This is a genomic window from Flavobacterium taihuense, from assembly GCF_019351435.1.
In the GTDB taxonomy this organism is placed as follows: Bacteria; Bacteroidota; Bacteroidia; order Flavobacteriales; family Flavobacteriaceae; genus Flavobacterium; species Flavobacterium taihuense.
Genome location: NZ_JAHWYN010000011.1, coordinates 124495 through 138121, shown reverse-complemented (window position 1 = coordinate 138121; position 13627 = coordinate 124495). Strand labels below are relative to the sequence as shown.

At 34.5% G+C, this 13627-nt stretch carries 14 protein-coding genes; 11 read left to right on the top strand and 3 right to left on the bottom strand.

Features of this window, described 5'->3' with window-relative positions; translation table 11 throughout:
• Window positions 1–98: 98 nt before the first annotated feature.
• Window positions 99–2372 carry a M1 family metallopeptidase gene (locus KZH69_RS13405; protein ID WP_219317980.1) on the bottom strand — a complete coding sequence of 758 codons (2274 nt, stop codon included), beginning with the start codon at window positions 2370–2372 and terminating at the stop codon, window positions 99–101.
• A gap of 258 nt (window positions 2373–2630) precedes the next feature.
• On the opposite strand from KZH69_RS13405, the gene KZH69_RS13400 reads away from it, so the two are divergent.
• The 3 genes from KZH69_RS13400 to KZH69_RS13390 all read left to right on the top strand — a co-directional run bounded on the left by KZH69_RS13400 (window position 2631) and on the right by KZH69_RS13390 (window position 5041).
• Window positions 2631–3485 carry an aldose 1-epimerase family protein gene (locus KZH69_RS13400; protein WP_255557948.1) on the top strand — a complete coding sequence of 285 codons (855 nt, stop codon included), beginning with the start codon at window positions 2631–2633 and terminating at the stop codon, window positions 3483–3485.
• Window positions 3486–3548: 63 nt separating this feature from the next.
• Window positions 3549–4490: an alpha/beta fold hydrolase gene (locus tag KZH69_RS13395; RefSeq protein ID WP_219317979.1), complete on the top strand. Its 942-nt coding sequence runs from the start codon at window positions 3549–3551 to the stop codon at window positions 4488–4490.
• Window positions 4490–5041: a GNAT family N-acetyltransferase gene (locus KZH69_RS13390; RefSeq protein ID WP_219317978.1), complete on the top strand. Its 552-nt coding sequence runs from the start codon at window positions 4490–4492 to the stop codon at window positions 5039–5041. The genes KZH69_RS13395 and KZH69_RS13390 overlap by 1 nt, the downstream gene beginning before the upstream one ends.
• A 125-nt stretch (window positions 5042–5166) precedes the next feature.
• Here the strand turns inward: KZH69_RS13390 and KZH69_RS13385 are convergent, their stop codons facing one another.
• A complete protein-coding gene (locus tag KZH69_RS13385) occupies window positions 5167–5400 on the bottom strand; it encodes a VF530 family protein (RefSeq protein WP_219317977.1) in 234 nt (77 codons plus the stop codon).
• A 70-nt stretch (window positions 5401–5470) separates the two neighbouring features.
• Between KZH69_RS13385 and smpB the strand changes: the two genes are divergently transcribed.
• Both smpB and KZH69_RS13375 read left to right on the top strand, forming a co-directional pair.
• The gene (gene smpB / locus KZH69_RS13380; protein ID WP_219317976.1) at window positions 5471–5923 is read left to right on the top strand and encodes an SsrA-binding protein SmpB; all 453 of its coding nucleotides are present in this window, start codon (window positions 5471–5473) and stop codon (window positions 5921–5923) included.
• 96 nt (window positions 5924–6019) lie between these two features.
• Window positions 6020–6688 (top strand): DUF4136 domain-containing protein, encoded by a 669-nt coding sequence (locus KZH69_RS13375; protein ID WP_219317975.1) that lies wholly within the window; start codon window positions 6020–6022, stop codon window positions 6686–6688.
• Window positions 6689–6835: 147 nt separating this feature from the next.
• Here KZH69_RS13375 and KZH69_RS13370 read toward each other — a convergent pair whose 3' ends face one another.
• A complete protein-coding gene (locus KZH69_RS13370; RefSeq protein ID WP_219317974.1) occupies window positions 6836–7477 on the bottom strand; it encodes a protein-L-isoaspartate(D-aspartate) O-methyltransferase in 642 nt (213 codons plus the stop codon).
• 165 nt (window positions 7478–7642) lie between these two features.
• On the opposite strand from KZH69_RS13370, the gene KZH69_RS13365 reads away from it, so the two are divergent.
• From KZH69_RS13365 to miaA, 6 genes are all read left to right on the top strand, one after another.
• Entirely contained in the window at window positions 7643–8608 is a 966-nt protein-coding gene (locus tag KZH69_RS13365) for a Gfo/Idh/MocA family oxidoreductase (RefSeq protein WP_219317973.1), read from the top strand.
• A gap of 93 nt (window positions 8609–8701) precedes the next feature.
• Window positions 8702–9589, top strand: a complete 888-nt coding sequence (locus KZH69_RS13360; RefSeq protein WP_219317972.1) for a 3-hydroxyacyl-CoA dehydrogenase family protein — start codon at window positions 8702–8704, stop codon at window positions 9587–9589.
• A 19-nt stretch (window positions 9590–9608) separates the two neighbouring features.
• Window positions 9609–10268 (top strand): YggS family pyridoxal phosphate-dependent enzyme, encoded by a 660-nt coding sequence (locus KZH69_RS13355; protein WP_219317971.1) that lies wholly within the window; start codon window positions 9609–9611, stop codon window positions 10266–10268.
• 52 nt (window positions 10269–10320) lie between these two features.
• Entirely contained in the window at window positions 10321–11682 is a 1362-nt protein-coding gene (locus KZH69_RS13350) for an exonuclease domain-containing protein (protein WP_219317970.1), read from the top strand.
• 16 nt (window positions 11683–11698) lie between these two features.
• Entirely contained in the window at window positions 11699–12547 is an 849-nt protein-coding gene (locus tag KZH69_RS13345) for an ion transporter (protein ID WP_219317969.1), read from the top strand.
• A 147-nt stretch (window positions 12548–12694) separates the two neighbouring features.
• Window positions 12695–13621: a tRNA (adenosine(37)-N6)-dimethylallyltransferase MiaA gene (gene miaA / locus KZH69_RS13340; RefSeq protein WP_219317968.1), complete on the top strand. Its 927-nt coding sequence runs from the start codon at window positions 12695–12697 to the stop codon at window positions 13619–13621.
• The last annotated feature ends 6 nt before the right edge of the window (window positions 13622–13627 follow it).

Sequence of the window (13627 nt, the reverse complement as noted above, 5' to 3'; positions counted from 1 at the left end):
AAAATATATAAGAAACATAAATTCATTTAAGTTCAATTATAAAAAAAGACTTGTAGAAATATATCTCTACAAGTCTTTTTTATTAAATACAATCCTTTTTAATCTCTCGTAAATGGCAATTTTTGATCTGAACTAATAATCATATCAAATCCGTTTTTTGCTTCGTTAAATTGGAATGTAACTCCCGCCTCTTTTGATTCGAATGCATCTTTACCAATTGAAGTGAGTGAAAATTTTGGATAATTGGTGATTTCAGCAAAAAGTACACTGTTATTCTCGGTAATCTCAATTTTCAATGGTGCTGCTTTGGTGGAGAATTTACCTAAATAACCGTCCAAAATAAGATCTTTTTCTATTACTCCTTTATCGGACTTCCATGTATTATTACTTTCATTTACATCAGGAAATACGTGGCCTGGATCGATAACTATACTTTCAATTTCTTCAGTTGTTTTTACTTTGAAAGACCAATCTATGTTACGCTGCCAAATTTCAACTGGCAAATTAACGCGAGTAACTTTTCCGCTTTTAGTTTTTACATCCAAAACAACAGGCATTGCCATTTTTTCGAAGTTCTCAATCGTAATTACGGCTCCTTTGGTTGGATCATTTTTTACATATTTAACTGAGTTTACCCCTTGATCCAAACGCCAGTTATTGGCAAACCAACCTCTCCAAAACCAACTCAAATCTTCGCCAGCCACATTTTCCATAGTTCTGAAAAAATCATCTGGTGCTGGGTGTTTGAAAGCCCAACGGTCAACATAGGTTCTAAAAGCCAAATCAAAACGTTCTGGTCCTAAAACTTGTTCTCGTAAAATAATCAATCCAGAACTTGGCTTGAAATAACACAAAAGACCTATGTTTTTCTCCTTCATATTATCAGGAGAACTCATAATTGGTTCGTTCTTCGGGTCGGTAAAGTATTCTGCATTTTGATGAAGATCAGTCACCTTGCTTTTATATTCTCCATTATTAAAATCAACTGAACTCAATGAATTGATAAAAGTATTAAATCCTTCATCCATCCAACCGAATAAACGCTCATTCGAACCAACAATCATTGGGAACCAACCATGTCCAAACTCGTGATCCGTAACTCCCCATAAATCTTCCCCTTTGGATTCCCATCCACAAAAAACGATACCTGGATATTCCATTCCACCTTCATTTCCGGCTACATTGGTTGCTACAGGATAAGGATATTCAAACCATCTTTTGGAATAATTCTCAATCGAAGTTTTGGTATATTCTGTAGCGCGTCCCCAAGCTTCTTTTCCTGCACTTTCTACTGGATATGCCGATAATGCCAGTGATTTTTGACCACTTGGCAAATTAATTCTAGCCCCATCCAATATAAACGCCGGTGAAGATGCCCAGGAAAGGTCGCGTGCATTTTTGATTTTAAAATGCCATGTCTTTTCAGAAGTAGTTCCCGCTTTTGATGCATTGGCAGCCACTTCTTCAGCAGTACGAATCATTACTGTTTTTTCGCTTTGTTTGGCTTGCACAATTCTTTTTTGTTCCTCGGTAGAATACACGGCTGTTGGATTTACCAATTCACCTGAACAAACGACAACATGATTGGAAGGAACGGTAATATTTACATCGAAATCACCGTATTCCAAATAAAACTCAGAGGCTCCAAGGTATGGATTGGTATTCCATCCTCTTAAATCATCGTACACACACATGCGAGGATACCATTGTGCTATAGTGAAAATTTTACCGTTTTTAGTATCCAAAACTCCCATTCTATCCGAACCTTCTTTTGGAGAAATGAAAGAGAAATCAATTTTGATTTTTACCACTCCGCCTTTAGCTTTCAGATCGTCTGGAAGAAAAACTTGCATTCTAGTATCAGTAATGATGTATTTTGCCTCTTTTTCAACAGCCTTTCCTTTGGAAGTAGAAACGATTTTTACCGATTTGATTTTATGACCTCCATCAAAAATTTCTCCTCGAGCACCATTACGACTTCCTGATAATGGAATAAGTGCATTCCCGCGAGAATCAGATTTAAATAAATTTTGATCCAAATTCATCCATACAAAAGACATTTTATCATTACTGTTATTGGTATAAGTAACAATATCAGTCCCGACAATTTCATTGTTTTTTTCATTCAATTTTGCAGTCAATTTATAGTCTGCTCTGTTTTGCCAATATTCATGACCTGGCTCACCGCTAACAGATCGTGTAGACGTACCATTGTTTACATAAAAAAATGGTCCAAAGGCATCATGATAGTCGTATTTTGAAACAGGATTGGGAGCAGGTGTACCAGTTGAAGGAGTGTCTTGACTCCATGATGTACTAAATACAATTAAGAAAGCCAGTTGAAATAAGGCTCCAAAACGAAAATTTCTCATATGGTTAATTTTAATATTTTTATTTGGGATGATTATAAAATTTGCATTTTGGCTATTGCTTTATAATACCAATAACTTTGTGCTTATTTCATATTTTGAGTGTTTCTAAAACAAATTAATGGAAAAAAAATCAGATTTCCGCTTAAAATTAAGAATTTGATTGATTTTTAAGTCTAAATTAATTCACTTTTTCTTCATGAAACAAGAATTATAAAATATCTTTACGAAACTAATTGTTAACAGCAAAAACCAATTATTATGGTGATTACAACTATATCCAACTCGATTTTAACTGCCCAAATAAAACATACAGGAGCCGAATTATGCTCCTTAAAAGACAATTCCAATAAAGAATACATTTGGAATGGGAACCCAACATTTTGGGGAAAGCACTCCCCTGTATTATTTCCAATTGTAGGTACCTTAAAAAACAATACCTACCAATATGAGAATGCCGAATATCACTTATCCCGTCATGGTTTTGCACGTGAAATGGAATTTGAATTGATTGACAAACAAGAAAACAGTGCTACATTTTCATTAGTTTCCTCCGAAGAAACCAAAGAGAAATACCCATTTGATTTTGAGTTACAATTGATTTATACTCTTAAAGACAAATCATTAAAAATAGAATACAAAGTCTTCAACAAGGGAGAATCAAAACTGCCTTTTTCAATTGGAGCACATCCTGCATTTGATTTGCCTGGGAATTTTGAGAATTACAGCTTAGCTTTTGAAAAAGAAGAGCCTTTAAATTATTATTTATTGGAAGACGGTTTAATTTCGAACACTACAAATGAACTAACATTAGATAAAAATGAATTGCATCTCAATTACAAACTATTCGAAAATGACGCTTTGGTTTTCAAAAAAATCACATCCAAATCGATAATCATTTTAGAAAATTCAAATCCGTTTTTGAAAGTGAGCTATTCAGATTTTCCGGATTTAGGAATCTGGACGCCGCCGAATGCTCCTTTTATCTGTATTGAACCTTGGTTTGGATATTCTGATAAAGTAGATAAATTTGGAAACCTTTTTGAAAAGGAGGGCGTTCAAGTACTCGAAGCGAACACTACTTTTCATTCTGTTTTCAGTATTGTAATTATATAAGAAATTTTAAAAATTATAAAACTTAAATAAAACTAAACGACCGAAATTTGTAAATAAAATTCCATGCGCAATTTCAGTTTTTTATCATTCACTATTTTCTTGTTTTTAGGGTGTTCCAGTTTTAAAATAGTTCCAGATTATGTATTTGATTCCACAAATAAAAAAGAACTATACGTTAAATCATATGACGAAACTTTAAAATTATGGAATGTTCCGTTTGAAGAGACTGATGTAGTGACAAATTATGGTATTGCACACGTTATCATTAGTGGGCCAAAAACAGGTGAACCTTTGGTTTTATTTCATGGCACAGATGCAAGTTCAACAATGTGGTATCCTAATGTAAAAGATTTTAGTGCTACATACAGAGTTTATGCCATAGATTTCCCGTTGGAAGCGGGAAAGTCGATTTCAAATTGTATAAAATTAAACAACAAGCAGACCGCCGTATTTTATGATGCAATTTTTAAACACTTTCAAATGAAAAACATCAATTTATTAGGTGTATCAAGAGGTGGTTGGATGGTTACCTACTTAGCTCTACAGCCCAATAATAAAATAAAAAAAATAATTCTGTTAAGTCCTGCACAAACCTTTGGTGGTGTTGCAAACTTAGGAAAAGTTCTCACCGGAATAAATCTTAAAATGTATCCTAGCCCAAAAAGTACCGATAAATTTTTTAATGCTTTTTCCTATTGCCCTGACAAAATCAACAGTGTTTTTAAAAACCAACTTTATCTTGCCTACAAGTATGGCAATAGCAAACCTCGACTATTAAACATGATGCCGTTTTCAAAAAAAGAATTAAGATCAATAAAAATCCCTGTGCTGATTTTGATAGGCGACCATGACATTGTGAATAGCGAAAAAATATTCGTAAAAGCGCACAAGTATATTCCGAACGTTGAAACTGCTGTTCTCCATGATGCCGGGCATTTTTTATCCATTGATCAATCTGAAAATACAAATAAAATAGTTGTTGAATTTTTAAATAAAAACGAATAATGTTAGACATCTGCTTTTCTCCTTTTCCAAACCTTGAAACAAGACGTTTACTATTAAAACAAATCAATTCAAATGATGCCGACGCCATTTTGGCATTGCGTTCAAATGATAAAGTCATGAAATACATTCCGCGACCTTATCTTAAAACCAAGAAAGATGCTTTGGAACTCATTGCTATGTTTGATGACAAAATTGAAAACGGCATTGGTATTAATTGGGGGATCTACTTTCTTGACGAACCCGAAAAGCTATTGGGAATCATTGGATATTACCGAATGAAACCCGAACATTATAGAGCAGAGGTGGGCTATATGCTATTTCCCGAATACAATGGAAAAGGAATCGTATCAGAAGCATTGCAAAAAGTGGTGCAATATGGTTTTAAAGAAATGCAACTGCATTCGATAGAGGCGATTTTGGATCCTGAAAATATAGGCTCAGAAAGGGTTTTATTGAAAAATGGCTTTGTAAAAGAAGCACATTTGATTGAAAATGAATTCTATGAAGGCCGCTTTCTGGATTCAATGATCTATTCACTTTTGAATAAATAAACTTTATTTTGAATATAAAAACCCTAGTCCTGATTGCTTCGCGAGTAGCTCGTGTGAAGCGAAAATCCATGTGAGCCAGGGTTCAGCCTACAAGCTTTAAGCGGATAGCAGGAAATAGCTCCTAATTACTTAGATTGTATTTTTGGAAGGCTTTTAATGTACAGTTCTTCGACTTGTTTTCGGGCCCAATCCGTTTTTCGCAAAAAAGTGAGACTTGATTTCACGCTCGGATTTTCATTAAACGATTTTATTTTAATCAGTTCTCCCAGAGTATCAAATCCATAATATTCCACTAATGTTTCCACTATTTTTTGGAGCGTAACGCCGTGAAGTGGATCTTTTGATTGTTGTTTTTCCATAGTGCAAATTTATAGCATTTTCTTAAAAACAATTGGTCTTTCATTAATTAGTTCCTAAATTTGCGCTACTATGCAAAAAACTGTCAACATACTCAATAAAAGAGCCCGATTCGATTATGAAATTCTTGAAACCTATACAGCTGGAATTGTTTTGGCTGGAACCGAGATCAAATCCATTCGATTAGGCAAAGCAAATATTACTGAAAGTTTCTGCGAATTTAGTAACAATGAGCTTTTTGCCATCAATACATATATTGAAGAATATAGTTTTGGAAATCAATTCAATCATGCGGCGCGAAGTGAGCGAAAATTGCTTTTGAATAAAAGAGAATTAAAGGGATTGGCTAGAAGTGTTCAAGCTAAAGGACTTACTATTGTACCACTAAAATTATTTACTAATGAAAAGGGGTTGGCCAAACTACAAATAGGTCTTTGCAGAGGTAAAAAAACATACGACAAAAGAGAATCACTTAAGGAGCAGGACACTAAAAGAGATTTAGACCGAATAAAAAAGGCTTTTTAACAAAAATAAAGTTAAAAACTTAATGTATTTCATAGTTTTTTTTTGTGAAATTATAATTACTTTTACTTACATTATAACTAAAAAACAAACAAACCTATGAAAAACTTATTTATTGCATTAATCTGCATTTGTTTTGTAAGTTGTGGAAGTAATACGTCTATCGTATCTAGCTGGAGAGATCCAAATTCTACACTTGCCAAAGAGAACTTCAAGAAAGTATTAGTGGTAGCCTTAGTAAAAGATGAAAGTACCAGAAGATCTACAGAAAACAGGATTGCTGCTATTAATCCTGCGATTTTAAATCCTTCTTATAATTATTTGAATCAACAAAATTTAAATCTTACTCAGGAACAAAAAATTAGCATTGTACAATCTGAAGGATTTGATGGTGTTATCACAATGCGTTTTATTAGAGCTGATAAAGAAACACAATATGTTCCTGGAACTACAAACTATTATAGCGGTATGGGCTATCCTGGAATGGGATATGGCTATGTAGGTGGTTACGGTATGGGTTATGGTGCAGGTTTCGGCGGATGGTACGGTGCTTATGCTCCCGCATACTATTCTCCTGGATATTACCAAGAAAATGTATACTACTACATTGAAACTAATATTTTTGATTTGAAAAATAATAAATTGGTTTGGAGTGCTACTACAAAATCTCTTGACGTATCAGATGTAAATACTACAGTTGACGAAATCATGGAAGCTTGTGTGCAACAAATGAGAGCTGATGGATATATGGTTCCAAAATCAAAATAAGCCTTAATTTCATTTTTTTGAAATACAAAAGAAAAAGCAACACTGAATTTTAGCGTTGCTTTTTTTATGCTCTTTTTTCCCTATTCTAAAAGACTTATTCTTAGAACCAAAATCTCCCTAACAATGATATATCTTCTTAATTTGAAATTAATTTTTATCTTCTAATAAAGGAACAAAACGAAACTCGCCAAACTCGTGTTTCTCAAATTGCGTTTCATTGATACGAATTAGTAGGGTCATAATCTGAATATCATCCCCCAAAGGAATTACAAGCCTTCCTCCAATTTTGAGTTGCGCCATTAAGGGTTTTGGAATTATTGGAGCACCCGCAGTTACAATAATACTATCAAACGGAGCATGATTGGGTAATCCCTTATAACCATCCCCGAAAGAAAGATGCTTAGGACGAATACCAAGCTTAGGCAATAAAGCCGATGTTTGCTTGAACAACTCTTTTTGTCTTTCAATACTAAATACTTGTGCACCTATCAAACACAAAACGGCCGTTTGATACCCAGAACCGGTACCAATTTCCAACACTTTATGCCCTTTTTTTATTTCTAATAGCTGAGATTGAAAAGCGACCGTATAAGGTTGGGAAATTGTCTGACCTGCTGCAATAGGAAAAGCCTTATCCTGATAAGCAAAATCTTCAAAGCTTGAATTTAAAAATAAATGTCGCGGGATTTTTTTAATAGCTTCCAGAACTAGTTTATCAGTAATCCCTTTTTGCTGCAAAACGGTTACTAATTGATTACGAAGTCCTTGATGCTTGGCTGTATCTTTCAAAATTTATGGTTTTATTATAGAACAAAAATAGAAAACTAAATCAATTTTCAATTCAAAATAGAATCTAATTCTAGTTCCAAGCAATAATACAAATCTCTAGAATTTAGTATTTTTATAAATTGGAATTTCTTATTTTATTACTATTTTTGTGGAAACATCATTATTATGCTGAAAATTGGAGTATTGGGTGCTGGGCATCTAGGTAAAATACATTTGCGTTTATTACAACAATCTGAAAAGTATGAATTAGTTGGTTTTTATGACCCCAATCAAGAAAACGCCGAAAAAATAAGTAAGGAATTTGGATATAAAAATTTCAATACCATTGCAACATTAATTCATGCTGTTGATGTTATCGATATTGTTACCCCTACCCTTTCGCATTATAAATGTGCAAAAGTAGCTATCAAATCCGGCAAACACGTTTTTATCGAAAAGCCCATTTCAAATACGGTTGAAGAAGCCGAAGAAATCATTGCTCTAGCTAAAGAATATAAGGTAAAAGGCCAGGTTGGTCATGTCGAAAGATTCAACCCTGCTTTTATCGCCACCAAAAACATGATCGAAAACCCCATGTTCATTGAAACCCATCGATTGGCCGAATTCAATCCTCGCGGTACCGATGTACCCGTAGTTTTGGATTTAATGATACACGATATTGACGCCATTTTGAGTGTTGTCAAATCGAAAGTAAAAAACATCAATGCCAGCGGCGTTTCCGTAATAAGTGACACACCTGATATTGCCAATGCCCGAATTGAATTCGAAAATGGATGTGTGGCCAATTTGACCGCGAGCCGCATCTCGATGAAAAACATGAGGAAATCAAGATTTTTCCAGAAAGATGCATACATCTCTGTTGACTTCTTGGAAAAAAGATGTGAAGTGGTGAAAATGAAAGATGCTCCTGAAGTACCTGGTGATTTTGATATGATTTTACAAAATGCCGAAGGAGTAAAAAAACAAATCTACTTCTCAAATCCTGATGTCGAACAAAATAACGCCATCCTTGACGAACTGGAATCATTTGCTGATGCCATCAATAACGACACTATTCCAGTGGTAACATTAGAACAAGCAACTGACGCTTTAAGAGTGGCGTACCAAATTATAGATTGTTTTAAGAAATAAAAAATAAAAAAATCCCATTAAAGTTTAAGGTTTAAAGTCAATCATCCGTCTTTAAATTTTAAACTTTTTTTAACTTATAAATAATAAAAAAAAATGAAAATTATAGCTGTAATCGGAGCTGGAACTATGGGTAACGGAATTGCCCATACGTTTGCACAAAGTGGTTTTACCGTAAAATTAATTGATGTTTCCGAAAAATCATTGGATAAAGGAATGGCAACTATTGCTGCCAATCTCGACCGAATGGTTTCAAAAGGAACCATTACCGAAGAAGATAAAGCAAAAACAATTACCAATATTATCACCTATACTGACGTTAAAGATGGTGTCGTAGGAGTTGACTTAGTTGTAGAAGCTGCCACTGAAAATGTAGAATTAAAACTCAATATTTTCAAACAATTAAACGAAGCTTGTTCCCACAATACTATTTTGGCGACCAATACTTCATCCATTTCGATTACTCAAATCGGAGCCGTGGTAACACATCCAGAACGTGTAATTGGAATGCATTTTATGAACCCTGTACCCATTATGAAATTGGTAGAAATCATTCGCGGATACAACACCAGTGATGAAGTGACAAACATCATCATGAAGTTATCCGAAAAACTGGGTAAAACTCCAGTTGAAGTAAATGACTATCCAGGATTTGTAGCCAATAGAATTTTGATGCCAATGATTAATGAGGCGATCGAAACGTTGTACAATAAAGTTGCAGGTGTTTATGAAATTGACACCGTGATGAAATTAGGAATGGGACACCCAATGGGACCTTTACAACTAGCTGATTTCATTGGCCTGGACGTTTGTCTTGCGATATTGAATGTAATGTATGACGGTTTTAAAAACCCAAAATATGCGCCTTGTCCTTTATTGGTAAACATGGTAAGAGCTAGAAAATTGGGTGTAAAATCAGGAGAAGGATTTTACGACTATAGCGAAAGTAAAAAAGCAGAAAAGATTTCAAAACAATTTGTTTAATCTTTAACAAAATCAATTCATGTCCATCCAACAAAACCTCCTCAATATAAAATCGACTCTTCCGGAACATGTTACTTTGGTAGCGGTTTCCAAAACCAAACCTGTTGTCGATTTGATGGAAGCCTATACTGCTGGTCAGCGTATTTTTGGTGAAAACAAAATACAGGAAATGGTCGACAAATGGGAACAAATGCCCAAAGATATCGAATGGCACATGATTGGTCACGTACAAACCAATAAGGTCAAATACATGGCTCCTTTTGTGAGTTTGATTCATGGAATCGATAGTTTGAAATTATTAGAAGAAATTGACAAACAAGCCAAAAAAAACAATCGAATTATTGATTGTTTACTTCAAATATACATCGCTGAAGAAGAGTCTAAATTTGGTCTTGATGAAGAAGAACTAACAGCAATCCTAAGCTCTTCTACATTCAAAGAGCTGAAAAATATCAAAATTTTAGGCTTAATGGGAATGGCAACTTTTACAGATAATCAAAACCAAATCCAGAAAGAATTCACCCATTTGAAATCTATTTTTGATAGATTACAATCACGGCAAACTGAAAACTTTAAACTGCAAACTGTTTCAATGGGTATGTCAGGCGATTACCAATTAGCAATTGCATGTGGTAGCACAATGGTTCGGATTGGAAGTAGTATCTTTGGAGGAAGATAAAAAGATTTTGTTCCAGATTTAAAACTGAATACTAAAAACTGAATACTGAATTTTGTACGCAATACTCGACATAGAAACCACAGGAGGACAATTCAACGAAGAAGGAATAACGGAGATTGCTATCTACAAATTTGATGGACATGAAATCGTAGATCAGTTCATCAGTTTAATTAATCCTGAAATTCCCATTCAACCGTTTGTAGTCAAACTTACGGGTATCAATAATGAAATGCTCCGCTCTGCACCAAAGTTTTTTGAAGTCGCCAAACGCATTATTGAGATGACAAACGACTGCGTACTAGTGGCGCATAATGCCTCTTTTGATTATAGAATTCTTCGCACCGAGTTTCGTCGTTTGGGTTATGATTTCAATATAAAAACCCTCTGTACAGTAGAATTATCGCAACGATTATTACCAGAACAACCTTCACATAGCCTAGGCAAACTAGTGCGAGCGCTGGGAATTCCAATGGCAGATAGACACAGAGCCAGTGGCGATGCGATGGCTACAGTCAAACTTTTTAAGATGCTTTTGGACAAAGATTTGGAGAAAACCATCACCAAAGAACTCATCAAATTTGAAGTTATCAAAGGCGTTTCACCTAAATTATTAGACATAATAGAAAGCCTTCCTTCCAAAACAGGGATCTATTACATCCATCGAGAAGATGGCAAAATTATATACATCGGACAAAGCAAGAACATAAAGAAAAGAGTCAATCAGCATTTTACAGGAATAACCACCAGTGCCAAGAAAATCCAAAACGAAGTATTCACCGTAACCTACGAAGAAACTGGAAGTGAATTGATTGCACTCTTAAAAGAATCCGAAGAAATAAAGAAAAATCGCCCCATTTACAATCGAATGGCGCGCAAAAACACAATGGCCTGGGCTATTTATGCCGAAAAAGACCTAAATGGATATTTGAATTTAAAACTTCAAAAAGCGGATGGACGCAAGAAAGAAGTCACCTCTTTTCCTAATCAACAAGAAGGAAAAGGCGCATTGAACCGAATAACAACCAACTACCTGCTATGCCCAAAGCTAACTGGGCTTTTGGATGCAAAAAGTGTTTGTTCAGAAAATCCAAACAATGTATGTGATGGCGCATGTATAGGACAAATAACTCCCGAAGAATACAATTCCAGAGTTCAGGTCTTTATTGACAAAAACCTTTTTGACAACAAAAACATGATTATCATAGACAAAGGTCGAAAAACAGGAGAACACAGCGCAATATTGATTGAACAAGGAATTTATAAAGGATATGCATTTTATGATTTGAATTATCAAATTAACAACCCCGAAATTCTAAAGAACATACTGGTTCCTATGCCAAACAATAGAGATACTAGAGCTTATATTCAAAACTATTTGAGAAAAAACAGAGTACTGAAAATTATTAATTTTTAAAAATAACAATTCATAATTGAAAAAAATCAATTCCAAATATGAAGTTTTCAGAAAGGAAACTCAAATCATAATCTATGGCACAAGTACAAAAGCTGGTAGATTATTTGATTTGATCCTCTTAGGAATCATTCTTTTGAGTGTCTTTTTGGTAATGATGGAAACGGTACAAAGTTTTGATGCAAAATACCACAACCAACTCATATTTTTTGAATGGGCGATTACAATCTTCTTTTCACTCGAATACATATTACGAATAATTTCTACAGACAAACCTATAAAATACATATGCAGTTTTTACGGGATAATTGATTTAATCGCAACATTACCAATGTATTTGTCGATTTTTTTTCCTGGAACAAGAATTTTATCCGTTATTCGGGCATTGCGTTTGTTAAGGTTATTCAAAATTCTTAATCATCCAAAATTTACCAGTCAATCCATCCATATGAAAGAGGCTTTAAAAGCCAGCAGAGGAAAAATAACTGTTTTTATTTATTTTGTCCTTATTAGCACCATCATAATTGGCTCAGTGATGTACATTGTTGAAAGTAAAGAAAGTGGCTTCACAAGTATTCCCATGAGTATTTATTGGACTATTGTAACGTTAACAACCGTTGGATATGGTGATATTTCCCCTCAAACTCCTCTTGGACAATTTTTAGCAGCATTGGTAATGATATTAGGATATGGAATCATAGCCGTTCCTACCGGTATTGTAACCGCTGAATTTGCAAAAAGAAACACAAATCAAGACATAAACGTAGATAATACTAAAATTACTTGTACAACATGTGGTGCACTCACACAAAACAAGGAAGCAAAATTTTGTTATCATTGTGGTAACAAATTAAATAACAATCAGTAGCTAATCCAGCTGTACACTACAACTCCTCATTATTGCTGTAGTTTTTCTAAGGTATAAAAGGAGCTTCTTTCAGTCGCTCTTTTATAACAAGAAAAACAAACTAGAATAATTCCGGGGTTTTCGTTACCATCTGGGCTAAAAAAGAAGATGAAGTACTTAATCACCATAGTTGGACCAACAGCCATAGGAAAAACAGCCTTAAGTATCGACTTGGCACGTCACTATAATTGTGAAATTATTTCCTGTGACAGCCGACAATTTTTCAAGGAAATGACTATTGGAACAGCTGTACCCAGCCCAGAAGAATTGGCTGCTGCAACACATCATTTTATTCAAAACAAATCCATTTTTGATACTTATACCGTTGGTGATTTCGAAAAAGAAGCGCTGACTAAAATCGAAGAACTATTCCAAACCAATGATTATGCCATACTCGTAGGAGGTTCAGGATTGTATGTAGATGCCATAATAAAAGGCTTTGACGAATTTACTCCCTTAGATCCTTCGATCCGAGAAAATGTAAATTCAAATTATGAAACTTCAGGGATAGAATACCTTCAACAGCAATTAGAAACATTGGATCCTATCTATTTTCAGAGAATAACTTCCGAAAATCCACAAACTTTACAAAACCCACAACGTATGATGCGCTTTGTGGAAGTCTGTCTGGGAACTGGCAAACCCTATTCTTCTTTTTTAAACCAAAAGAAAAACAACCGCAATTTCACATCCATCATCATTGGTCTTGAAGCAGATAGAAATGTAATTTACGATAGAATCAACCAGCGAGTGGATATCATGATCAATGAAGGACTTTTGGCGGAAGCCGAAGCTTTATATCCAAACAAAGAACTAAACGCCCTACAAACAGTAGGCTATAGAGAATTATTCAGTTATTTTGACGGAGAATTTACTTTACCTTTTGCCATCGAAGAGATCAAAAAGAATACTCGCCGATTTTCAAAGCGCCAACTCACATGGTTCAGACGAAAAGAGAACACTAAATGGTTTGATTATTTAGCTGATAGAGCAAAAATTATTAGTTATATTAATGAACAAATTCATAATTCATAATTCATA